The organism is Pararhizobium qamdonense, assembly GCF_029277445.1.
In the GTDB taxonomy this organism is placed as follows: domain Bacteria; phylum Pseudomonadota; class Alphaproteobacteria; order Rhizobiales; family Rhizobiaceae; genus Pararhizobium; species Pararhizobium qamdonense.
In genome coordinates this window covers 3253175-3276082 of the sequence record NZ_CP119566.1, presented here as the reverse complement: position 1 = coordinate 3276082, position 22908 = coordinate 3253175, and the positions used below count along the sequence as shown (strand labels likewise).

Annotated in this window: 23 protein-coding genes; 9 read left to right on the top strand and 14 right to left on the bottom strand. The window is 61.6% G+C overall.

The features are described from left to right. Positions 1–24: 24 nt before the first annotated feature. Genes PYR65_RS15975 through lptF form a run of 3 tightly spaced genes read right to left on the bottom strand, consistent with a single transcriptional unit; the run spans position 25 to position 4624 of the window. A complete protein-coding gene (locus tag PYR65_RS15975; protein WP_276118676.1) occupies positions 25–2367 on the bottom strand; it encodes an LPS-assembly protein LptD in 2343 nt (780 codons plus the stop codon). After that, positions 2367–3452, bottom strand: coding sequence for an LPS export ABC transporter permease LptG (gene lptG, locus PYR65_RS15970; protein WP_276118675.1), 1086 nt, complete (start codon positions 3450–3452; stop codon positions 2367–2369). Before lptG ends, PYR65_RS15975 begins: the two co-directional genes overlap by 1 nt. Then, a complete protein-coding gene (lptF, locus tag PYR65_RS15965; protein ID WP_276118674.1) occupies positions 3449–4624 on the bottom strand; it encodes an LPS export ABC transporter permease LptF in 1176 nt (391 codons plus the stop codon). Before lptF ends, lptG begins: the two co-directional genes overlap by 4 nt. 322 nt (positions 4625–4946) lie before the next feature. Here lptF and PYR65_RS15960 point away from each other — a divergent pair, with 322 nt between their 5' ends. Together PYR65_RS15960 and PYR65_RS15955 are read left to right on the top strand one after the other, a co-directional pair. Then, positions 4947–6443 (top strand): leucyl aminopeptidase, encoded by a 1497-nt coding sequence (locus tag PYR65_RS15960; RefSeq protein WP_276118673.1) that lies wholly within the window; start codon positions 4947–4949, stop codon positions 6441–6443. 8 nt (positions 6444–6451) lie between these two features. Continuing rightward, positions 6452–6901 carry a DNA polymerase III subunit chi gene (locus PYR65_RS15955; RefSeq protein WP_276118672.1) on the top strand — a complete coding sequence of 150 codons (450 nt, stop codon included), beginning with the start codon at positions 6452–6454 and terminating at the stop codon, positions 6899–6901. 149 nt (positions 6902–7050) lie between these two features. On the opposite strand, the gene PYR65_RS15950 is transcribed toward PYR65_RS15955, so the two are convergent. After that, positions 7051–7977, bottom strand: coding sequence for a Gfo/Idh/MocA family protein (locus tag PYR65_RS15950; protein ID WP_276118671.1), 927 nt, complete (start codon positions 7975–7977; stop codon positions 7051–7053). Positions 7978–8153: 176 nt separating this feature from the next. Between PYR65_RS15950 and PYR65_RS15945 the strand changes: the two genes are divergently transcribed. Next, positions 8154–8996: a GNAT family N-acetyltransferase gene (locus PYR65_RS15945; RefSeq protein WP_276118670.1), complete on the top strand. Its 843-nt coding sequence runs from the start codon at positions 8154–8156 to the stop codon at positions 8994–8996. A gap of 8 nt (positions 8997–9004) precedes the next feature. Here PYR65_RS15945 and PYR65_RS15940 read toward each other — a convergent pair whose 3' ends face one another. Next, the gene (locus tag PYR65_RS15940) at positions 9005–10420 is read right to left on the bottom strand and encodes an aminotransferase-like domain-containing protein (RefSeq protein WP_407951241.1); all 1416 of its coding nucleotides are present in this window, start codon (positions 10418–10420) and stop codon (positions 9005–9007) included. 103 nt (positions 10421–10523) lie between these two features. On the opposite strand from PYR65_RS15940, the gene PYR65_RS15935 reads away from it, so the two are divergent. Together PYR65_RS15935 and PYR65_RS15930 are read left to right on the top strand one after the other, a co-directional pair. After that, a complete protein-coding gene (locus tag PYR65_RS15935) occupies positions 10524–11387 on the top strand; it encodes a DMT family transporter (protein WP_276118668.1) in 864 nt (287 codons plus the stop codon). A gap of 118 nt (positions 11388–11505) precedes the next feature. Further along, positions 11506–12408: a DMT family transporter gene (locus PYR65_RS15930; RefSeq protein ID WP_276118667.1), complete on the top strand. Its 903-nt coding sequence runs from the start codon at positions 11506–11508 to the stop codon at positions 12406–12408. A gap of 128 nt (positions 12409–12536) precedes the next feature. Here PYR65_RS15930 and PYR65_RS15925 read toward each other — a convergent pair whose 3' ends face one another. After that, a complete protein-coding gene (locus PYR65_RS15925) occupies positions 12537–14426 on the bottom strand; it encodes an ABC-F family ATP-binding cassette domain-containing protein (RefSeq protein WP_276118666.1) in 1890 nt (629 codons plus the stop codon). Between the two features lie 58 nt (positions 14427–14484). Continuing rightward, positions 14485–15564, bottom strand: coding sequence for a GGDEF domain-containing protein (locus tag PYR65_RS15920; protein ID WP_276118665.1), 1080 nt, complete (start codon positions 15562–15564; stop codon positions 14485–14487). Between the two features lie 260 nt (positions 15565–15824). Here PYR65_RS15920 and PYR65_RS15915 point away from each other — a divergent pair, with 260 nt between their 5' ends. Beyond that, a complete protein-coding gene (locus PYR65_RS15915) occupies positions 15825–17003 on the top strand; it encodes a low temperature requirement protein A (protein ID WP_276118664.1) in 1179 nt (392 codons plus the stop codon). 9 nt (positions 17004–17012) lie between these two features. Here the strand turns inward: PYR65_RS15915 and PYR65_RS15910 are convergent, their stop codons facing one another. Further along, positions 17013–17234 carry a hypothetical protein gene (locus PYR65_RS15910; protein WP_276118663.1) on the bottom strand — a complete coding sequence of 74 codons (222 nt, stop codon included), beginning with the start codon at positions 17232–17234 and terminating at the stop codon, positions 17013–17015. Positions 17235–17351: 117 nt separating this feature from the next. Further along, the gene (locus tag PYR65_RS15905; protein WP_276118662.1) at positions 17352–17867 is read right to left on the bottom strand and encodes a DinB family protein; all 516 of its coding nucleotides are present in this window, start codon (positions 17865–17867) and stop codon (positions 17352–17354) included. A 145-nt stretch (positions 17868–18012) separates the two neighbouring features. Between PYR65_RS15905 and PYR65_RS15900 the strand changes: the two genes are divergently transcribed. Beyond that, positions 18013–18702: a glutathione S-transferase family protein gene (locus PYR65_RS15900; RefSeq protein ID WP_276118661.1), complete on the top strand. Its 690-nt coding sequence runs from the start codon at positions 18013–18015 to the stop codon at positions 18700–18702. A 101-nt stretch (positions 18703–18803) separates the two neighbouring features. Further along, positions 18804–19226 (top strand): nucleoside-diphosphate kinase, encoded by a 423-nt coding sequence (gene ndk, locus PYR65_RS15895; protein WP_037108924.1) that lies wholly within the window; start codon positions 18804–18806, stop codon positions 19224–19226. A 105-nt stretch (positions 19227–19331) separates the two neighbouring features. Here the strand turns inward: ndk and PYR65_RS15890 are convergent, their stop codons facing one another. Beyond that, positions 19332–19841 carry a hypothetical protein gene (locus PYR65_RS15890; protein WP_276118660.1) on the bottom strand — a complete coding sequence of 170 codons (510 nt, stop codon included), beginning with the start codon at positions 19839–19841 and terminating at the stop codon, positions 19332–19334. Then, positions 19838–20407, bottom strand: coding sequence for a CGNR zinc finger domain-containing protein (locus PYR65_RS15885; RefSeq protein WP_276118659.1), 570 nt, complete (start codon positions 20405–20407; stop codon positions 19838–19840). Before PYR65_RS15885 ends, PYR65_RS15890 begins: the two co-directional genes overlap by 4 nt. 66 nt (positions 20408–20473) lie before the next feature. On the opposite strand from PYR65_RS15885, the gene PYR65_RS15880 reads away from it, so the two are divergent. Beyond that, on the top strand, positions 20474–21370 hold the full coding sequence (locus tag PYR65_RS15880) for a branched-chain amino acid ABC transporter permease (protein ID WP_276118658.1): 897 nt from the start codon (positions 20474–20476) through the stop codon (positions 21368–21370). Between the two features lie 45 nt (positions 21371–21415). On the opposite strand, the gene PYR65_RS15875 is transcribed toward PYR65_RS15880, so the two are convergent. Genes PYR65_RS15875 through pgsA form a run of 3 tightly spaced genes read right to left on the bottom strand, consistent with a single transcriptional unit; the run spans position 21416 to position 22735 of the window. Next, positions 21416–21883, bottom strand: a complete 468-nt coding sequence (locus PYR65_RS15875) for a molybdenum cofactor biosynthesis protein MoaE (protein WP_276118657.1) — start codon at positions 21881–21883, stop codon at positions 21416–21418. A gap of 4 nt (positions 21884–21887) precedes the next feature. Then, positions 21888–22148, bottom strand: coding sequence for a molybdopterin converting factor subunit 1 (moaD, locus tag PYR65_RS15870; RefSeq protein WP_276118656.1), 261 nt, complete (start codon positions 22146–22148; stop codon positions 21888–21890). Further along, on the bottom strand, positions 22148–22735 hold the full coding sequence (gene pgsA, locus PYR65_RS15865) for a CDP-diacylglycerol--glycerol-3-phosphate 3-phosphatidyltransferase (protein ID WP_060641313.1): 588 nt from the start codon (positions 22733–22735) through the stop codon (positions 22148–22150). Before pgsA ends, moaD begins: the two co-directional genes overlap by 1 nt. Between the last annotated feature and the right edge of the window lie 173 nt (positions 22736–22908).

Below are 22908 nucleotides of genomic sequence, written 5' to 3'. Positions count from 1 at the left end.
GGCGCGCCACAGCCACGGCGCGTCCTAGTTCAGGCCGTCAAACTTCGTGTCGCCCACATCGATATCGCCAAGCGTCCGGAAGCTGATGCGTGCGCCGATCGACCAGTCATTGGCGATGGATTGATCGCTGTCGCGCTCTTCCTTGTAGACCAGCGAGAAGATCGTATCGCGGTCGTCATAGGTGATGCCGATGCCGTTGCGGGTGATGACATTGCTGTTCAGATCATAGGTGACGGAGCCGAATACCGACCAGTAATCGGCAAATTTGTAAGCCGCCGCCGTCTGCAGTTCGTCCTGGTCCCTGGTCGAGCCATAGAGCGGCTGCGCCTGGATGCTGGTATAGGTCACGGCCGTCTGCCACAGGATGCCCTGGTAGCCGAGCGACGCATCGGCGCGGCGCATGTCGAGATTGCGCTCGTCGAAACGGCTGCTGAAGCTGGCGGTAATGCCGGACGGCGCATCGATCCCGACCATGGCCACATAGTCGGACCGGTTGGTTTCAAGGCCGGAATCAGAACCCGCCTTGACCAGATCGTCGGTCGCAAACGAATTCAAGCCGCCAAGATGAAACGACTGGCCGGCAATCGCGCGCAGCGCGTAGCCATTGCCGAGCGCGCCGGTGTAGCGAACACCGAGATTGGCTCGCGTTCCGCCTTCGATACGGTCAAAGCCGGAGAACTTGTCACGGTCGAACAGCGATGTCGCGTCGAACACGAAGCTCTGCGCATCCTCGTTCGGCAGGCCGCCGGCATATTCCTCGTCAGGACGGGCAAAGATCTGGGCGATCGGCTCGATGATGTGGCTGCTATAGTCGGTCGTCAAAAGGATCGGATAGCGCGCATCGATACCGGCCGTCAGCATCCGGCGCGTTGCCGCGTCATCGCTGTCGAAGTTGCCGGTATAATCGGGACCCGGATTGGCCATCGAGGAACCGATGAGATCGCCGCGCGCCGCAAGAATCGGCGTCAGCGACAGGCCGCCGGGAACGATGAAGTTGCGCTTCCATTCCAGATCGGCCGACAGGCGGTGATAGGTGCCTTCGAGACCGCGGAAACGGTAGACCTCGTCGCCGATGGGACCAACGGAGTAGGAATCCTCGCGGTTGCGATTGATGTTGGTCAGGTTGATGTCTGCGGTCAGTTCGCCGCCGAATACCGGTTCGGGATGGGTATAGGAATAATCCAGAACCTGGGCGACGGCCTGCTTGTTTTCGGCGATGCTGTTGGGATCGGCATCCTGGATGTCGAAATAGAAGGCGCGGGCGTCGAAGAAATTGCGCTTGCCGAGACCCGTAAGGTACGCCTGGTTGGTCAGCGTCGTGCCGTCGAAGGTCGAAAGCTCGTAGGTCCTGGCGAAATTGTTGTCGCTCTGGACGAGAACGTCCCAGCCGAAGGTCCAGCGCGGATTGATCTCAAACCGGCCCTGCGAGCCGATCATGCCGCGATTGGTTTCCTGGGCGTCGACGGTGCCACCGGTGAAGCTGCTGCGGTTCAGCTGGCTGATACCGGCCATGCTGAGAATATGTTCGCCGTTGGCAAAGCGCTGGCGGAATTCGCCCTGCAGCAGGAAGCCCTGGCGGGTCAGGCCGGTCGCCGTCACGGTCGCGTCCATATAGGGCGAGATCGCCCAGTAATAGGGAACGCTGACGCCGGCGCCGAGCTTCTGGGTATAGCCGAATTTCGGAAACAGGAAGCCGCTCTTGCGCTTCACCGTCTGGTCTGGAACCTCCAGCACCGGCAGGTACAGGATCGGTTGGCCGAACAGCTCGAACTTGGCGTTCTCCATGCGGATCGTATGGGTCTTGCCGTTCTGGACGATGCGCTGTGCCTTGACGTGCCAGAGCGACTTGTGGTCGGGATTGGTCGCGCAAGGGGTGCAGGCGGTGTAGACGGCATTGTTGAGGATCATTTCCTCGCCATTGCGCCGTTCGCCGGTCACGGCGGCAAGCTTCGTCAGATCCGTGGTTTCGACACGCAGCTGCTCGATGAAGCCGTTGCCGAAATCATCGGTCACGTCCATCTGGTCGGCATAGACCCGGTTGCCGCCGGGCTCGATCAGCTCGATTTCGCCGGTTGCAATGATGCGCCCGGTCTTCTGGCTGTACTCGACCTGCTGGGCGACCATCTGGTAGCCGCCGTAATTGATCTGGACCGCCCCGCGCACGATGACGCGCTCGGCATCCCTGTTATAGACGAGCTCGTTTGCCGACAGAAGCATCTTGGCGTCTTCGGGCATCGTCGGATTGAACGAATCGATATTGGTCTCTTGTGCCCATGCGGGTGCGATCGGCGTCAGCGCCTGCAGCGCGACACCGGAAAGCAGAATGGCCGCCAGCAGCCTGATATGTTTGCGGTTGCCTGCCGCCACTAGCCATCCTCCTCATGCAATAGAATCGTCGAGCCCAGCGCCATCGCTACAACAACTGGCAACCAGGCTGCAACGAACGGAGGCACTATGCCGCTGCTCCCGAATGCTTTGACAAGCACGGTGACGACATAAAGCACGAAGCCCGACAGGATTCCACCGAGAATTACCGGTCTCGATTGGTTAAACCGGCTAAATTTTAACGAGACGCTTGCAGCGATCAGCGTCATGGCGACCAGAAGCAGCGGGAGCGCCAGCATGGAGTGGAATTGGGTTTCCATCGCATTGGTTGGAAAGCCAAACGACTTCGCCACCTCGATCTTGCGCCTCAAGTCGAAAAATTGAATAGAATCAGCCTTCGTCAACGTTTCCTGAACGAATTCCGGCTTCAGGTGAGTCGGCAACTGTACCGTAGCGAGACGGCGTGGAAGCTCGCCGTTGCGGGTTTCCGTGACGGTGTTAAGAAGCCAGTAACCATCTTCCAGTTTTGCCGACTGGGCGTCCTGTCTTAAAACGATCGTGCCAAGCGGATCGAAATGGATCACCGTCACATTGACCAGTGTCTTGCCTTCGTCCTGAACGGAGCGCGCGCCGATGATCGTGTCGTCATTTCCATAGATCTGGCGCAGCCACGGAATGGAGATCGCCGATGTGGCTGAGGACGAGCTGCCCCATTCGGCCTCAAGCGCTTCGGCCTGCTTGGTGCCCCAGGAAGCAATTGGATTGAGCGCAATCACGGTTCCGATGCCAAACAGGAACGCGCCGATGACGAACGGCTGCAAAAACTGCCAGGCGGAAATTCCAGCGGCGCGCGTCACCACCAGTTCATAGCGGCGATTGAGCGAAATCAGCGACGCCATGCCGGCAAACAGAGCCACGAACGGCACCGTCTGCTGTAGAATCATTGGAATGCGGAACGTCGTCATCAACAGCGCGCCGGCAACTGAATAGCGCGGCAGCTGCGACATCCGGTTGGAAAGTTCGCTGAAATCGATGATGAAGATCAAGGCGAAGATGCCGGCGAGGAACCAGAATGTGGTGATCGCGTATCGCTTGAAAAAATAACGCCCGAGCGTCGTGAAGATCATGGCACCTGGTTTCCCTCAGATGCCGGGTTGGCCTTGGTCAGGCGCAGGCGAACCAGAATCTCCTTGACCTTCTGCTCCAGCGTGAGCGGAATTTCAAGCCGCCTGTTGCCCATCAGCTGGCGTATCGCCAGATAGCCGGTGCCGAGCGGGATCAGATACATGACCGGAATGAAGAGCCGCGATTCCTCCGCGCTATTGGCCGCGTAGAAGGTTGTCCAGCGGATGAACAGGCAGGTCAGAAGGGCCGTGATCATCGGATGCACGCGGGCTTCCCGGTGCGAGCGGGCATCGCTGCTGAAGACCAGCGCGATCAGGGCGAAGATCAGGGGATAGGTCCATTCCGTTAGCCGCCGATGCAGCTCGGCGCTAAATGCCTGCGGATTTTTCTCGTAAACCGGGTCCTTCGGATCGGGATTGATCAGGAAGGGCAGGTCACGGTCCTTGGCTCTGATCGTCGCCTGGCCGGCCATCCTGGTCATGTCGGTGAGGTCGAAGGCATAGCTGTCGAATTTGATGATCGATACGTTGCCATTGGGCAATTTGCGATGCACCTCGCCATCCTTCATCACCAGCGCCGAGCCGCTGTCATCGACCGCACCTTCGCGGGCATAGTAGACCAGCTCATAGGCCGGATCGCGCGAATCGGCGACGAAAATCCCATGCAGGACGCCGCCATTGCGCCGCGAGGCGACCTGGACATACAGGCCGTCGCCGATCTTGCGGAAGGTGTTTTCCTGCACGACCGAGGACAGAAGGTCCGCATGCGCGGTGGCGATCATCTTGCGCACGGCCATGCGGGAATAGGGCTCGACGAAATTATCGACGGTGAAGGACAGGGCGCTGAGCGCAAGGCCGAGATAGATCACCGGGCGGATGATGGTCATGCGCGAGCTGCCGGCGGCATTCAGCACAGTCAGCTCCGAATCGGCATTCATCGCCGTCAGCGTCTGCGCCACGCCGATCACCAGCGCGAAGGGAAGGATGAGGGGAATGATCGAGGGCAGAATGAGCGTTGCAAGGCGCATGAACGCAAGCGTCGACTGGCCGCTATCGGTGACCAGATTGACGCTGGTCAGAGCCTGCGTCGTCCAGACAATCGCCATCAGCGGCAAAAGCGTGGCAAAGAACATGCCCGTTGCCCGCTTCAGGATATAGCGCTCGATCAGTTTCATACGGGGTCCTGGACCATCTTCCTGCCGTTCGTCCGGTTCGCTATCGCCAGTGCGGACATCGCCGTGCCGGATGTCCCTATCGCGCTGAATGAACCGGTATGCAAATTTTCCACGATAACCAAATTGTAAAAGGGCAGGGCTAAGGCTCGGCAAAGAATGATAGTTAACAGCATCTAAACATAAGGTGGCGCCTTGCCAAGGTCATCGAAACCAACAACGGTGCATGAAGCTGTTTCCGGGGTTGCGGGAGATGGCGAATGTTTGCCACTGTAACCGGCAGGTAACAGACTGGGGCCGGCACAAGGCAATTCTGGAGTTCTTCATGTCATTGAAATTTGAAATCGGGTTCAGCAAATCAGCACGCCTGTCGGGTGGCCTCGCCATCTTGCTCAAGACTCTTGACGGAAAAGAGGCGGCCGGCGCTGCGGAAGCCGATCCGGAGGCGATCATTGCCAAGGCCGCGCGAATCGCCAAGTTCAAGGCAAAATCCCTGCGCGCTCTCGATATCGTCGCGCCGCAGGGCGCACCCGTCGATCGCATTCTCGTACTCGGCATCGGCGACGCCGCCGATTTGACCGCGCATGACTGGCTGAAGGCCGGCGGGGCTGCGGCATCCAAGGTTCGCGGCGCCGACAAGGTCGCGATTTTCCTCGATGCACCCGGCCTTGACGTGTCCGGCAAGGCGGCCGCCGATTTCGCCCTCGGCATGGAGATGAATGCCTATAGCTTCGACAGATACAAGACCACCAAGAAGGACGATGACGACCAGAAAACCCCGCCCAAGCCGGTGAAGGTGACGATCGTCACCGGTGCGGCGATCGCCGCCAAGAAGGCGGCCACCCATTCGCAGGCGATCGCCGAAGGCGTCTTCATCGCCCGTGACCTCGTCAACGAACCGGCCAATATTCTTGGTCCCGTCGAATTTGCGGCCAAGGCGAAAGAACTGGAAAAGCTCGGCATCGAGGTCGAAATTCTCACCGAACGGGAAATGAAGAAGCTCGGCATGGGCGCGCTGCTCGGCGTGGCGCAGGGTTCGGTGCGGCCGCCGCGGCTGGCGATCATGCAATGGAAGGGCGGCAAGCCGAAGGACCGGCCCGTGGCCTTCGTCGGCAAGGGCGTGGTGTTCGACAGCGGCGGCATCTCGATCAAGCCGGGTGCCGGCATGGAGGAGATGAAGGGCGACATGGGCGGTGCCGCCGCCGTGACCGGCCTGATGCACGTACTGGCAACCCGCAAGGCCAAGGCCAATGTGGTGGGGATCATCGGCCTGGTGGAAAACATGCCCGACGGCAATGCCCAGCGTCCCGGCGATATCGTCACCTCGATGTCGGGCCAGACGATCGAGATCATCAATACCGATGCGGAGGGCCGGCTCGTGCTGTGCGACGCGCTCTGGTATTGCAACGACCGTTTCAAGCCGCAGTTCATGATCAACCTTGCAACCTTGACCGGCGCCGTCATGGTGGCGCTCGGCAGCCATCATGCGGGCCTGTTCACCAATGACGACACGCTGGCCGGCCAGCTGACGGCGGCGGGGATGACGACGCAGGAAAGGCTCTGGCGCCTGCCGCTCGGCAAGGAATATGACAAGATGATCGACAGCAAATTTGCCGACATGAAGAACACCGGCGGCCGCTATGCCGGTTCGATCACCGCAGCCCAGTTCCTCAAGCGCTTCGTCAAGGACACGCCCTGGGCGCATCTGGATATTGCCGGCACCGCGATGGGCTCGCCGACCGACGAGATCAACCAGTCCTGGGCCTCCGGCTTCGGCGTGCGCCTGCTCGATGAGCTGGTTCGCGCCAATTACGAGGGCTGACTCGCAACGTGACCGAAATCCTGTTCTACCACCTGACGGAATCCAAGCTCGAAGACGCGCTGCCACCCTTGCTCGACCGTTGTGTCGGGCGGGGCTGGCGCGTCGCCGTGCAGACGGCGGGGGACGAGCGCCGCGACATGCTCGACACGCATCTGTGGACCTATCGCGACGACAGTTTCCTGCCGCACGGCACGGATGCCACGGAATTTTCCGCCGACCAGCCGATTCTTTTGACCGCAGGCGGCGATAACGGCAACAACGCCACCGTCCGCTTCATCATCGACGGCGCGACGCCGCCGCCGGTTGGTGATTACGAGCGTGTGGTGTTCATGTTCGATGGCTACGACCAGGCCCAGCTGGAAGGCGCGCGGGCGCACTGGAAGGTGCTGAAGGGCGAGGGGCATGCGCTGACCTACTGGCAGCAGAACCAGGATGGGCGTTGGGTGAAGAAGGCGTAGAGCCTCCTAAAAGCGTCGGGTTCAATTCGAAGCGAAGATGACGGAGAGTGGATTATCGCTCTTGCCGACAAACTTATTCAAGATTTGTAAGCGGCAAAAAAAGGCCGCGCACGAAAACATGCGCGGCCTTCAAAATCATATCGACAGGCTCAATCGAAGAACGCGTCCACGAACTTGCGCCGTCCGAGCATGAAGGCGTCTGCCACATGCCGCAGCGGCGCCAGATCGACGTCGGATGTTTTCGCCTTGATGATATCGGCAAAGCGGCCGTAGAGCGCAGGGTATTCCTGTTCCGGCTCGTCATGCACCAGCTTGCCATCGATCGAGAGCTTGGCGCCGCCTTCGGCCAGAACCATCATGCCGGCATCGGTTTCGGCGACGATGTCCCAGCTCTGGTGGCCCGTCTGGCGCCAGTCGAATTCTGCCGAAACAGGCAGGTTGTTGGCATCGGTAAACACGATCGAGGCGGCAATCGGCGCGTCGCGGTTTTCCGGGAATTCCAGCGTCGCTGCGGTGATGAACAGCGGGTTGGGCAGGATATGCGTGACGATCGACAGGGCGTTGATGCCGGGATCGAAGACGCCAAGGCCGCCGGCAGCCCAGATCCAGTCCTGGTTCGGATGCCAGTGGCGCACGTCTTCCTTCCAGATCACCTTGACGTCGTTGATCGTCGTCGAGGCAAGGAACGCCTTTGCGGCTTCGACGGCCGGCGCATAGCGCGAATGCCAGCTGGCAAACAGCGACAGGCCCTTCTGATCGGCCAGCGCCTGCAGGTCGGCGACTTCGCTTAGCGTCGCGCCCGGCGGCTTTTCCAGAAAGACATGCTTGCCAGCTTCGAGCGCCGTGCGGGCGGCGGCATAGCGGAACTGCGGCGGCATGCAGAGCGAGACCGCATCGATTTCCGGGACCGCTTCCAGCATCGCCTCGATCGACTTGAAATTGTCGATGCCATCGACGACGCCGTGACGGCTGGCGGCGGCGATCAGCTTGTAATCCGCATTCTTGGCGATGGAAGGAAGATGCTGGTCGCGGACGATCTTGCCGACGCCGACGATCGAGATATGGATGGGGCTCATGTGCTTCGCTCGATTTGTATGACTTTTATGGTGGGCTTTTGTAGCAGAAAGTCGATTGCGGGCAAGCGGCTGTCGATGGCTGTCAACGGCGAACGGCCGACAATCGTCATTGCGGGTGGTGGACAATAGCCAAGCTGCGCTATTTGGGTAGTCTGCATTGTCAAACAGGAGTCTCCATGCCCCCGATCATCCGAAAAGCCAGCCGCGCCGATCTCGATGTCCTGATCGACTGGGCAGCCAGGGAGGGCTGGAACCCCGGTCTCGACGATGCGCCGGCCTTCTGGGCGGCGGATCCGGACGGCTATTGGATTGCCGAGGAAGATGGCATCATGGCGGCTGCCCTGTCGCTGGTGCGCTATGATGAGACCTATGCGTTTCTCGGGTTCTACATGGTCCATCCGGATTTTCGCGGGCAGGGGATCGGTCTGGCGCTGTGGCAAAGGGCGCTTGTGGAAGCTGGCAGCCGGACGGTCGGGCTGGATGGCGTGGTGGCACAGCAGGACACGTACCGCAAGTCCGGTTTCGTCTATGCCCATGCCAATTTCCGCTATGGCGGTGAGGTGCAATGCACCGAGCCGCCCGGCACCGAACTGGTCTCGGTCTCGCCGGTTCTGGTGCCGATGCTCGCCGACTATGATACAAGGTTCAATCCGGCGCGCCGGGACGCGTTTCTGCGGGAATGGCTGAAAGCCATGGACAGCCGCGAAAGTTTCGCCCTGCTGCGCAATTCCGAGATCCTGGGCTACGGCACCATCCGCGCCTGCCGCGAAGGCCACAAGATCGGGCCGCTCTTTGCCGACAGTGAAACGAATGCCGACCTGATCTTCCGCAAACTGGTGACCAGCGTTGGCGGCGGCCAGGTCTTTCTCGATATTCCCGAGCCGAACGCCGCAGCCCGCGCGCTCTGCGACCGCTATAATCTGAAACCCGTGTTTGAAACGGCGCGGATGTATCGCGGCCCGGTGCCGGAATTGCCGATCGGCCAGATCTACGGGATCACGACCTTCGAACTGGGCTAGGCAATTCGCTATATTGCTGCGGCCATGTCGGGCTTGCGGGCCATCGCCTTGCGCAGGACCTCGAAGATGCGGTTGTCCTGGGATTGCGAGACATTGAACCGCAGGAAGCCGGCTGCCGATTGCGACAGGCTGAAGACGTTGCCGGGAGCGAGCACGATATTGTCCATGAGCGCCTGCCGGGCGATCTCGGCCGAATCGAGCCCGTCCGGCAGCCTTGCCCATAAGAACATCCCGGCCTGCGGTTCGATCCAGGATTCGAGCCCGAGGTTTTTCAGGCGGGCATTGACATCGGTCATGGCGCGCGAAAGCCGCAGGCGCAGCCCTTCCATATGCTTGCGGTAACTGCCGTCGCGCAGCACGTTGAGCACCAGTTCAGCCGTTAGACGGCCGCCGCCGAATGTGGTGGCGATCTTCAGGTCGGTCAGCCCCTCGATCCAGTCCGGCCGGGCCGCAATGAAGCCGCAGCGCGCCGAAGCCGACAGGGTCTTGGAGAAGCTGCCGATATGAATGACGCGCTCAAGGCCGTCGAAGGCGGCAAGCCTTGGGGCAGCGGCATGCTCGAAATCGGCAAAGATATCGTCTTCGATGATGGTCAGCCCCGCCTGTTCGGCCAGTTTCAGCACCCGGTGCGCCGTCACCGGAGAGAGCACCGCCCCGGTCGGGTTGTGGATGGCGGAATTGGTGATGTAGAGCCGCGGTTTGTGTTCGCTCAAGACCGTGGCGAACTGCTCGATATCCGGGCCGCTCGGCGTATAGGCGACGCTGACGATATGGGCGCGATGGGCGCGCAAGAGAGCGTGGAAATTGAAGTAGCAGGGATCGTCCACCAGAACGGTATCGCCGGGCTCGAGCAGAAACCGGCACAGGAGATCGAGCGCCTGCGTGCCCGATTCGGTCAGCATGATCTGGTCCGGCGATGCGTCGATGCCGTGCTCGCCCATCCGGCGCGCGATCAGCTGGCGCAACGGCGGCAGGCCGAGCGGCGTGCCGTAGTCGGCAAGCGACGCGCCCTCGGTGCGCGATAACGTCCGCAAGGCGCGGCGCATGCCGTCGTCCGGAAGCCAGGAGGGCGGCAGCCAGCCGCATCCAGGTTTCAGATCGGCGTTCGCCGCCTCCAGCGACTGCCGCGAGACCCAGAAGGGATCGACCGCCCGGTCCAGCTTCGGGCCGATTTCCGACAGGGCAAGCGGTGCCGCCTGGCTTGCCACGTAGAAGCCCGAGCCCGCGCGCGCCTGGATCACGCCCTCGGCGGCCAGGCGGTCATAGGCTTCGACCACGGTGGAAGTGGACAGCTGAAGGCTGCGCGCCAAAGCCCGGATCGATGGCAGCTTGTCGCCTGCCGTCAGGCTGCGGCCGGCAATGCGCTGCCGGATCGTGGCAATCACTGTGGCGATCCGGGTGCCATTCTGTACATCGTCGAGCATCTGTATGTGATCCGATACCATAACAGTTTTGCCAAACTGTACATGACTGTCGCTGGTGTTGCCAGCCGCTCCCGCCGATAAGGGTGCAACGAAGGAGCATGACATGGACCGGATGGCGAGCGGATGGATCAACGGATTGATCGGCGTGGTGATCTTCAGCGGCTCGCTGCCGGCCACCCGCGTCGCGGTCATGCAGCTCGACCCGGTCTTCCTGACGGTGGCGCGCGCGGCGATTGCCGGTCTGCTGGCGCTGTGCCTGCTGCTCGCCTTCCGCCAGAAGCGCCCCTCGCGCGCCGATATCGTCTCGCTCGTGGTGGTGGCGCTCGGCGTGGTCCTTGGGTTTCCGCTGTTGACGGCGCTGGCGCTGCAGCACGTCACCTCGGCCCATTCCATCGTCTTCATCGGCCTGCTTCCGCTCTCGACGGCGATCTTCGGCGTGCTGCGCGGCGGCGAGCGGCCAAAGCCGGCATTCTGGCTGTTTTCGGCGCTTGGCAGCGCGCTGGTGGCCGGCTTTGCCCTGATGCAAGGCGGCGCGTCGTCGCCGCTCGGCGACGGGCTGATGCTGGCGGCGATCATCGTCTGCGGCCTCGGCTATGCCGAAGGGGCAAGGCTGTCGCGCACGCTGGGCGGCTGGCAAGTGATCTCCTGGGCGCTCGTCATTTCACTGCCGGTGATGATTGCCCTCTCAGTCGCCTTCAGGCCGCAGGCTTTCTCCGATGTGGCGCTGCCGGCCTGGCTCGGTCTTGCCTATGTCTCGCTGTTCAGCATGCTGATCGGCTTCATCTTCTGGTATCGCGGCCTCGTGCAGGGCGGCATCGCCGCCGTCGGGCAGTTGCAACTGCTGCAGCCGTTCTTTGGCCTTGCGCTGGCAGCAACCCTTTTGCATGAACCGGTAAGCCCGATGATGCTGGTGGTCACGCTCGCCGTCATCCTCTGCGTTGCCGCTGCGCGAAAATTTGCCCGCTAGACCGGCGGCGGAGATTTTCCCCAAGAGAGTATCGACACTTCGGTCTTCATCGAAGCATATCGGCGGTTAGCTCGCTATAGCAGGATGGAGAATGGCAATCCCCTGATGCGAGTCGATCATGACACCGGACCCGATAAACCTGAAAAAAGAACTGGCGCTGCTTCTGGCGCTCGCAACGCTCTGGGGCGCCTCCTACACCTTCATCAAGATCGGCGTGGAGACCATCGCGCCGATCACGTTGATTGCCACCCGCACCCTGATCGCCGGCCTGCTCCTGCTGGCGGTCCTGCGCTTTCGCGGGCTGTCCCTGCCGAAGGACAAGGCGGTCTGGGGCCGGTTCCTGGTTCAAGCCTGTCTAAACAGCGCCATCCCCTTCACGCTGATCGCCTGGGCGGAAAAAACCGTGGATGCGGGGCTGGCTGCAATCCTCAATTCGACCACCCCGATCTTCGCCTTTCTGCTGACAGCGCTGTTGACGCGCCATGAACCCGTGACGGGACGCAAGCTCTTCGGCGTCGCCGCTGGAATTGCAGGGATTACCCTCGTGGTCGGCCTGGAAGCGCTGCACGGCGCCGGCGACCAGCTGCCGGCCCAGCTTGCGATCGTGGCAGCGACGATCTGCTATGCAGGCGCCGCCATCTTCGGCCGTGGCTTCAAGTCGCTTGATCCGATGATGCCGGCCGCAGGCTCGCTGATCTGCGGCGCGATTATCCTGATACCGCTCAGCCTCATTATCGACCGGCCATGGACATTGGCGCCGTCTACAGCCTCGATCCTCGCCTTGCTCGGTCTCTCGGTCTTTTCGACGGCACTCGCCTTCGTCATCTATTTCCGGCTGGTGCACACGCTGGGCTCGGTCGGCACGACGGCGCAGGCCTATCTGCGCGTCCCCATCGGCGTGGCGATCGGTGTTGTCTTTCTCGGCGAAACCATCAGCAGCACGGCCCTCATCGGCCTTGCCTGCGTCATCACCGGCGTCGCGGCCATGACGATCCCGGCGCGCAAGCGGGCCGCCGCCTGATCAGACGATCGCTCGCGTCTGCGCCTCGCTGTGCAGCCAGCCAATAAAACGCGCAGCCAGCGGATTTTGCATGGTGCCGGGCGGAAAGACGACGAAATAGGCAAAGTCCGGCGGGCCGCCGATATCAATCAGCTCGCCATCGCCTCTTCGTATTGGCTGGACAGTTCCATCCAGTGTTCCTCGGCCTTGGCGAGTTTGGCGACGGTTTCGGCGCGTTCCTTGACCTTGGCTGCGGCCTTGTCGGGGAACTTGTCGTAGAGGTCCTGGTCTTCGAGTTCCTTGTCGAGGGCTTGAATCTGTTTGTTCAGTTTTGCCGTCAAGGATTCGACATCGTTGATCTTTTTCTTCAAGGGCGCGAAGGTGGCGCGCTTGTCGGCATTGGCCTTGCGCTGCTCGGCCTTGCTCAGTTGCTCCTCGCCGCCATTGCCCTTGGCCTTGCCGCCCTTGCCCTTGGAGCTCTGGACAATGGTGGAGCGGTAATCCTCAAGGTCGCCGTCATAGTTTGAGACGGTGCCGTCCTTGACCAGCCACAGCCGGTCGGCGGTCGCCTCGATCAGGTGGCGGTCATGTGAGATCAGGATGACGGCGCCGGTATATTCGTTCAGCGCCTGGATCAGCGCGTTGCGGCTGTCAATATCCAGATGGTTGGTCGGTTCGTCGAGGATCAGAAGGTTCGGCGCATCGAAGGCGGCAAGGCCCATCAGCAGCCGGGCCTTTTCGCCGCCGGAAAGGTCTTTGGCGGGCGTGCTCATCTTGGCGGTCGCAAGGCCCATCTGGGCGACGCGGGCGCGCACCTTGCCTTCGGTGGCACCGGGCATGCGCTGGCGCACATGCTCGACGGCATCATGTTCGGGGATCAGGTCGTCGAGCTGGTGCTGGGCAAAGAAGCCGATCTTGAGGCCCGGCGCCGTCTGGACCGAGCCGCCCGTGGCGGGCAGGCGGCCGGAGATCAGCTTGGCAAAGGTGGACTTGCCGTTGCCGTTCGAGCCGAGCAGCGCGATGCGGTCGTCGGTATCGATGCGCAGCGACAGGTGCTGCAGGATCGGCTTGCCCGGCGTATAGCCGACGGTGCCGTGTTCCAACGCAATGATCGGCGAGGCGGCTTCCTTTTCCGGATCAGGGAACTTGAAGCCCTGGACGTGATCTTCAATCACGGCCGAAACCGTGCCCATGCGCTCCAGTGCTTTGACGCGGCTCTGCGCCTGCCTTGCCTTGGAAGCCTTGGCCTTGAAGCGGTCGATGAAGGCCTGCAGATGCTTGCGCGCCGCATCGTTCTTGACCTTGGCCTTGGTCTGCAATTCCATCGCCTCGGCGCGCTGGCGCTCGAACTGGTCGTAGGAGCCGCGATAGAAGGTCAGCTTCTGCTGGTCGAGATGGATGATGGCGTTGACGGCGGTGTTCAGGAGGTCGCGGTCATGGCTGATGATGATGACCGTGTGCGGATATTTGCTGATATAATCCTCAAGCCAGAGCGTGCCTTCCAGGTCGAGATAGTTGGTCGGCTCGTCGAGAAGCAGCAGATCCGGCTCGGAAAACAGCACCGCCGCCAGCGCCACGCGCATGCGCCAGCCGCCGGAAAAGGACGAGGCCGGGCGCAACTGCGCGGCGGCATCGAAGCCGAGGCCGGCGAGAATGCTGGCGGCGCGCGATTCGGCCGAATGCGCCTGGATATCGGCAAGCCGCATGTGAATATCGGCGATCCGGTGCGGGTCGGTGGCGGTCTCGGCTTCGGCCAGAAGCGCCTCGCGCTCCTTGTCGGCTTTCAGCACGATCTCGATCAGCGGCTCCTCGGTGCCTGGGGCTTCCTGCGCCACCTGGCCGATGCGGGCATTCTTCGGGATCGACACCGAACCGGTCTCGGCTTCCATGTCGCCGGTGATGATTTTGAACAGGGTCGATTTGCCGGCGCCATTCTTGCCGACGAGGCCAGCTTTGATGCCGGCCGGCAGCGCGACACTGGCCTGGTCGATGAGAAGGCGTCCGACGATGCGGGCCGAAAGATTATTGAGCGTGATCATGGCCGCGTTTTGGCCGAACTCAGGCGAGAAGGCAAGGCTTTGCCGCGCTGCAGCAGGGTCAGGCGGCCTGCGGAGCGTAGGTTTTTTTCGTCCGGCCACCGATTGCAGCGGAAAACACCAGGGTTCCCGGCTTGCCGCCGCTGCGCACGGCCCGCAGCGCGAGCTCGGCCTGGGTGAACAGATCGACGCCGCCGGACGCGGTAAAGGCCATGGCGATGCCGGTGGAGAGCGAGAGGGTCTGCGTCGTGAACGCCCGGTTCGGCAGCGCAACCTGCACGCCTTCCACCGAGGTGCAGATCCGCTGCGCGATCGCCTCGGCATTGTCAGCGGAGACATCATGGAAGACGAAGGCGAACTCGTCGGTGCCGATACGGGCGACGAAATCGTTTTTCTTCACGGATTTGCGGAATTCCGGTGCAAGCTTCTTCAGCGCTTTTTCGACGGTTGCGGCGCCATGGCGTTCGCCCATCTCGCGCAGGCCCTCGACGGTGACGAGCGCCAGCGCCGCCGGCCCTGTCGCCTTGCCGTCGTCATAAAGTGCGGTGAGCTTGGCGGAAAAGGCGATACGGTTGGGCAGGCCGGTGACGGGGTCGCGGGTCGCCGCCTTGCGCATCGTCTCGATCTGGCTGTCAATCCCGCCAAGTTGCGTCACGGTTTCGGTCATCACACCAGCAAAAGCCTTCTCCTCACGCTCGAACACCGCAACCGCATCGCGCAGGCGCGCCGCCTCATCGGCGAAGTCGGACATGCCGGCGACCGGATCGGTTTCCAGACGTGACATGAAGCCGCGCAGCATCGCGGCAAAGACGTCCTTCTTGGCGATGCTGTCCGTCAGCGCATGGCTGATGGCGCAGATCGCGCGGGCGGTATCGGCGCGGATGGCGTCGGCTTCGATCGCGGCAAAACCTGAGAGGTGATATGTGATGCCGATCTGTTCGATCTGGTTTTGCAGCGGATGGGCGCCAAGCGCTGCAACCGCGCGCGTCAGCGGCGGATTGTTGCCGGACAGAGCCTCGTAGAACAGTTCGTAATTGCGCGGGAAGGCGGCAACGCCAAGCTTGGCCATGGTCTGGGCGACCTTGAGCAGGATCGCGGCATTCTGGGCCTGATTGCCGTCGTGCTGGGGCTTGTCCGTCATTGCGCATTCCCTCACAAAACCGCCTGATATGCTGTGGTTGCAAGAGAAAGCTGATACAGCATCGGGATTAAAAGACCGTCAAAGACAAGACTTCAAAATGGGCACATCCGGCGCGCTTTTCGGCATGGATCGCCCGTCATCAGCACCGTTGCCCGCCGCCGCCCGCGCCCTATATGACAGCAAATAGGAGCGGGGAAACATCATGCGCAGAGACGGCCTGGCAAAACATAGCGGCATAAGCCGTGCAAACGGTGTCCATCATGCCGGGTGAACGCGGCAACTGGCTGCGCACCGAAGAGCCCGATCAGACCAGCGCCAGCTTTCCCGAGCTGTTCTTCGACCTGGTCTTCGTCTTTGCGCTCGTACAGCTGTCGCATACGCTCGCCTCCGATTTCGGGCCGACGGCGGCGTTCGAATCGGCACTTCTGGTGCTGGCGATCTGGTGGGTCTGGATCAACACGACCTGGGTCACCAACCTGCTCCACACCGGCAAGGAAGCCGTCCGGCTGATGCTGTTCTGCATGATGTTCGGCGGCGTGCTTCTGGCGCTGGCGCTGCCGGAAGCCTTTGGCGAACACGGGCTGATGTTTGCCCTGATCTACTGCGCCATGCAGGTAGGCCGCTCGCTGTTCACGCTCTATGCCTATCGCGGCGTTGACGACGCCTCCTTCATGACCTTCGTGCGTATCACGCTGTGGTCGCTGGCATCCTCCGTCTTCTGGCTTGCCGGCGCGATGATGGAGCTTGAAGGCCGGCTTGCCCTGTGGAGCCTGGCGCTCGTCATCGACTATGCCTCGCCCGCACTGCGCTATGCCGTACCGGGGCTTGGAAAATCGCCACCGGAAACGCTGGATGTTTCCGGCGAGCATATGGCCGAGCGCTGCGCGCTGTTTGTGATCATCTGCCTTGGCGAAACCATTTTGACCACCGGCAAGAATGCCGCCGATCATATGAACTCGAACACGACCTTCGCCGTGTTCTGCGCCGCCTTCCTCTCCACCGGCTTCATGTGGTGGATCTATTTCCATCACGGACAGGAGGATGCTGCCGACAAGGCGGAAAATACCTCGCAGCCGGAAAGCGTGGCGCACAACCTGTTTACCTACGGCCATCTGCCGATCATCGCGGGTATCATCCTGACTGCGGTCGGCGAGGATTTCAGCCTGTCGCATGCGCAGGAGGACAGTTCGCTGAAAAACGCGCTGGCGATGATCGGCGGGCCGGTCCTGTTTCTGGCCGGCAATGTCTGGGTGAAGATGGCGGTCGCCCACAAAATTCCGGTCTCGCATCTGGCGGGGCTCGTGCTGCTGGCCGCGACCGCAGTGCTCGTGCCGTTTACCAGCAATTACGTCATCCAGATCACCGCCACTGCGGTTCTGTTCGTGGTTGCCCTTTGGGAATATTGGGCTTTGCAGCCGGGAAAAGACGCGGCCGCTTGAGCAGAGGCGTCAAAACGCGGCCGAGACGATCTGCTTTGCGCTGTCGGGCAGGCTTGAAAACAGGGCGGACAGATCCTGCCAGCCGTCGGGGCGCCGTCCCGACACATTTTCCGGCCAATGGCAGATGCCGTCGCCATGGATATAGCCGACCCAGCGCTGCTCGTCCTGGTTTTCAAAATGCAGGACCGCAAGCTTGCCGGCTTCAAGCGCTTCAATGGGATACCATTCCATAATGTCGTCCTGCTCCACATCCTAAAATATGCGGGGATTATGACGCGGCTGTCTTGCTCAAAGCTTGTGACGGGGTTGTGACATGCCGCTAAGAAACAAATGATTTCCGGCGTTTACTCAATCCGCATACTGCCGGTATGCCGGCACCCGTAGGAAATAGCTCATGTCGAGAGCGAGGCTCGGAGCCCCAAGCGCCGTCAGCGTCATGTGGCACTGGCCACGATGGTGGGTCTGGTGGTTGAAGACGTGGGTAAGGGTTGGCGCGAGGCGCTGGGTGACGGGCAGGGGATTGCTGACCGGCGTATAGGTGAAGCGGCCGGCAAGATCGTCTTCGCTGAGGCCGGCGATCCACGCGGCGATGCGCTCGTCTTCTTCGGCGCGGGCGGCCGAGAGGCCGGCAAACGTGTCGAACAGGATCGTGTCGAGCTTTGACGGCGCATCGCCGGTGCCGGTGAAGCGCTTCATCCAGATCCGGTCTGCGGCCAGGATGTGGTTGAGCGTGGCATGCAGCGAGCCGAAGAAGGCGCCCTTGTTCTCGCGGTAATGCGCATCGCTAAGATCGCCGGCGGCATCATAGACGAGGCGGTTGGCCCAGCGATTGTAATCGGCAAACATCCGGTAGTGATCGAGCATGGCAAAATTCCTTTCAGTCCTTGCAAACCTAGCGCGCAATTGCGCCGCAGTGGTTGATGGGATCCATGAAATTTACTGATTTGATTGTTCGTGACCGCTGGTTTCGAATAGGTCTACGGCAATACGGAAAGAACGAGGAAACCCGATGAACCGCACACTCTATGCCCTTTGCGGCGCCGACAGAAGCCGGCCGTTTTCGCCGCATGTCTGGAAGACAATGCTGTCGCTCGCCCACAAGGGGCTGGACTACGATACCAGGGCGGTCGGGTTTACCGAGATACCGGCGATCGAAAACGGCGCGACGGCGCTGGTACCGGTGCTGCGCGACGGCGATCGTCTCATCCGTGACAGTTTCGATATCGCGCTTTATCTGGAAAAGACCTATCCGGATAAGCCGTCGCTGTTTGGCGGCGAGGGCGGCCAGGCCATGGCGCGGTTCATCGAAAGCTGGTCGCAGCTGACATTGCACCCGGCGCTGGCGCGGATCATCCTGATGGATATCCACGACAGCCTGGCACCGGTCGATCAGGCGTTTTTCCGCACGTCGCGCGAACACCGCTTCGGGATGAGCCTTGAGGCGGTCGCGCAAACCGGGATCGAGGAGCAAAAAACCTTTGCCGCCAAGCTGGAGCCGCTGCGCACCACGCTGAAGAGGCAGCCATTCATCGGCGGCGAAACGCCGCTATTTTCCGACTATGTCGTCTTTGGTCCGCTGCAATGGGCGCGCGTCGTCTCGCCAAAGCGGATTCTGGAGCCGGGCGATCCGGTCCGCGACTGGTTCGAGCGCTGCCTCGATCTTCATGATGGTGCCGGGCGCTCCGTGACAGCGGCGTGAAACTTGACGTCTCCCCCTTGTTTTGCACGGAATTGGCGGCTATTGAACCGCAAATTTCGCGGAAAAACCCCCGATTTATGTAAGCAAAGGGAATTGAGACAATGGCGATTGAACGCACATTTTCGATGATCAAGCCGGACGCAACCAAGCGGAACCTGACGGGCGCCATCACCAAGATGCTCGAAGACGCAGGCCTGCGCGTCGTCGCGTCCAAGCGCGTCTGGATGAGCACGCGCGAAGCCGAAGGCTTCTACGCCGTTCACAAGGAACGTCCTTTCTTCGGCGAACTGGTTGAAGGCATGACCTCCGGCCCGACCATCGTCCAGGTTCTGGAAGGCGAAGGCGCCATCCTGAAGAACCGCGAAATCATGGGCGCGACCAACCCGGCCAATGCCGACGAAGGCACGATCCGCAAGACACACGCCCTGTCGATCGGCGAAAATTCGGTTCACGGTTCCGATGCTCCGGAAACCGCTGCCCAGGAAATCAAGTACTGGTTCTCCGACACCGAAATCGTCGGCTGAATCAACTCTTGAGGGTTTCGGCCCGAAGGACTTGAAAGAATGAAGAAAAGCCGGGGCGGAAACGCTCCGGCTTTTTCGCGTTCCGGCTTTTGATGTCCGGCACATTCACCCCGGGCACTTCGCCGTCTCGAAATGTTCGGGCGCCTTGCCGGCCTTGAAGACATCCGGGTTCTTGTCATAGGCAGGGCCGACCACCAGAGCTTCCGCCGGCATGATATCCTGGTCGAGATTGGAAATGACCGAGGTCTTCAGCGTCTGCAGGATGGTGCCGTCGGGGCCTTTGACGTCGATCGTCACCGCATAGGGTTTCTGCTTTTTCACGCAGGTGACGTCCGGGCTTTCGAGGACGACCTTGTCCAGCTTTGGAAACAGCTTGCGGTCGAGCGTGAGCGGCGGGCCGCCGGAGGGGTCTTCGAATGTGGCGGCAACCGTGCTGCCATCCGGCACTGGCTGTGTCTTGGTCAGCGTGATCATATAGGTGGCATAGGCAAGACGGTAGTTGAATACGAACATCTTGCCGGTGAGTTCGAGCGGGTCCGGTCCCGTTTCGCGCTGGCAGGCGGACAGGGACGTGATCACGGCGAGAAGGCCGGCGGCAAGGGGGTTGGCTCTCATGCGGTCAACTCCTTCTTCTGGCGCTGGTAGTGGCGGCTGGCCTTGGCGCGGTTGCCGCAGACCGTCATGTCGCACCAGGTGCGGCTGCGGTTGCGGCTGCGATCGAGAAACAGCCATTGGCAATTGGGGCAGATTTTCAGCCGCTCCGGCTCGCCCGATGCCGCAAGCATCAGCGCCGAACGCGCCGTCGCGGCATCGAGCGGGGCGCCATCGAGCGGGGCGGTTGAAGCCTTGTGCCTGCGGATGATCACGGAAGCCGCATCGAGCAGGTCGGCCAGGCCGTCGCCGGTGGGGGTGCCCAGAACAGTCGCACGAAAATGCCGGTCGGTTGCCTCGCGCAAATCCAGAAATGCAGCGTGGTTTTCGGGCGTCACGGGCTCCAGCGTCCCGAACAGATGTTTTTCTGCGGAAAAGCGGTTGGCGGCTGCGGCAAAGCCGTCCAGCGCAACGGGATCGGCATAGCGGTCGATCCGCCGCTCCGTGTCGAAGCGCAGGATCACCGAATTGGCGACATCGAGAGCAAGCGCACCGCCCGAAAAACGGTGCTGGGTCCAGGCAAAGGTCATATCGATATCCTAACTGGTAAAACGCATTTTACCAGTTATAATGCATTTGTCATCAGCGGGTATGTCATGGCCTATTTTCTGCAGCAGCTTGCCAGCGCCCTGCCTATCGCAGCCCTTTATGCGCTGCTGGCTTTCGGCTATTCCATCGCCTTCGCTGTCACCCGCCGCGCGGATCTCACCTATGGTGCGCTGTTTGGTTTTGCCGGGCAAATCTTTCTGCTGTTTTCCGATTTCGCCTGGAACCGGCTGTGGCTGGTGCTGCCGGCCGCGCTTGCGGTCGGGGCGGTGTCGGCGCTGGTCTATACGCTGGGAGCCGGGCTTTTGATCGGCCGTTCGATCATGCACAGGCTGGCGGCGACCTCGGCCAACACCGTGGTGGTGGTCTCGCTTGCCATCGCGCTGGTGCTGATGGAACTGTCGCGGATTGCGGCGCAGACGCGCAGCCTCTGGCTGCCGCCATTCCTCAACACACCGGTAACGCTCTTTGCGGATCCGCATTTTCCGGTGACGCTGACGGTGGTGCAGCTTTTGAACACGGGCCTGATGCTGGCCATTGTCGCAGTGGCGCATCTGTTTCTTGCGCGCTCGGCCTGGGGCCGCGCCTGGCGGGCCGTGTCAGACGATGCCGGGGCGGCGGCTCTTTGCGGCGTCGATGGCCGCCGTGTCTTCATCGCGGCCTACGGGTTCTCCGCATTGCTGGCCGCGATCGCGGGCATTCTTGCGACCGCCTATTACGGCACGATGGATTTCGGCGCAGGCATCGTCTTTGGCGTCAAGGTCCTGTTCATCGCGGCAATCGGCGGCCAGACGGCGCCGGTTCTGGCGGCTGTGGGGGCGGCAGCGATGGGGCTGAGCGAAACGCTCTGGAGCGCCTATGGACCGATGCTGTGGCGGGACTTTGCCATCTTCTCGTTCCTGGTTCTGTTGCTCGTTCTGACGCGCAAGGAGCAGTTTCAGCCTTGACTTGTCCGCCTGATCAAGCCTTCGACCGGCGATCCCAACCGGCGGTCATTGAGACCAGCGGTCCCTTGCGCTGTCGTCGTCATCCTTGGCGCTGACCCAGCCGCCGGTGCTGCCATCGGCCGCATGTTCCTTCTTCCAAAACGGCGCTGCGGTCTTCAGGAAATCCATGATGAAATTGGCGCCGTCGAAGGCTGCCTGCCGGTGCGGCGAGGCGGTGACGACGAGGACGATGTTTTCGCCGGGTGCGATTGTGCCGTAGCGATGGATGGCAGTCACCGCCTGCAGGCAAAAGCGGGCGGCGGCTTCGTGGCAGATCCGGGTGATCTCAGCGGTGGCCATGCCGGGATAGTGCTCGAGTTCAAGGGCGCTGAGCGTGCCCGCCTCGTCCCGGCAAAGGCCGGAAAAGGTCACGACAGCACCGATATCGTGGCGGCCGGAGGACAGCGCTCTGACTTCCGCAGCAAGATCGAAATCGCCGCGCTGGATGCGAACCGTGACAGGCACGCCGCTCAATGTCTCAGCCCCCGGTCATCGGCGGGAAAAGCGCGATTTCCCGCGCCCCGGCGATGGTTTCGTGGTGCTCGACATGTTCCTGGTTGATGGCAACGCGGATGACGTTTTCATGTTCGAGCGCCGTCTCGTATTCCTCGCCAAGCGTCTTCAGATGGGTCAGCAGATCGCCGGCGGTGATGACGGTGTCGGGAAGCTCCAGCGTTTCCTCGCCTCGGCCGATCCGCTCGCGCACCCAGGCGAAATAGACGAGGTTGACGCTCGCCATCAGTCGACCATGTGCTTGAGGCCGGCGCGAAAATAATCGTAGCCGGTGTAGAGCGTGATGGCGGCAGCCAGCCAGAGAAGGCCGATGCCCATTTCGGTCGTGTAGGGAAGCACCTTGTCGCCGGCGGGGCCTGCCAGCAGGAAGGCGATGGCGACCATCTGGATGGTCGTCTTCCACTTCGCAATGCGGGTAACCGGCACGCTGACCTTCAGCGCGGCCAGATATTCGCGCAGGCCCGACACCAGGATTTCACGGCACAGGATGATGATCGCAGCCCAGATCGACCAGCCTGCGATCGTGCCGTCGGCAGCGACGAGCAGCAGCACGGACGCGACGAGAAGCTTGTCGGCGATCGGATCGAGCATGCGGCCGATATTGGAGGTCTGCTGCCAGATCCGCGCCAGATAGCCATCGAAGAAATCGGTGATCGAGGCGACGGCGAAAAGCCCCAGCGCCGTCCAGCGGGCGGTATCCGAGCTCTGCAGCCTGCCTTCGATGAAGAAACACAGGACGATCAGCGGCACGGCCAGAATACGGCCATAGGTCAGGAGATTGGGAATGTTGTAGGCGGCAGGCGTGGTGGACATCGATTCGGGTTCTCTGCGAGTTCTTTGACGACAGATGAAAGACTTTGTGACAGCGGCGTCAACCGGTCATTAGAGATCGGCTTGAATTATGGCGGAATTCGTCTGAACGCAGTGTGAACTAAACCCCCTATTTTTAGTGGGTTTGACGCATTGTCCTTGGCAAAACCGCTATC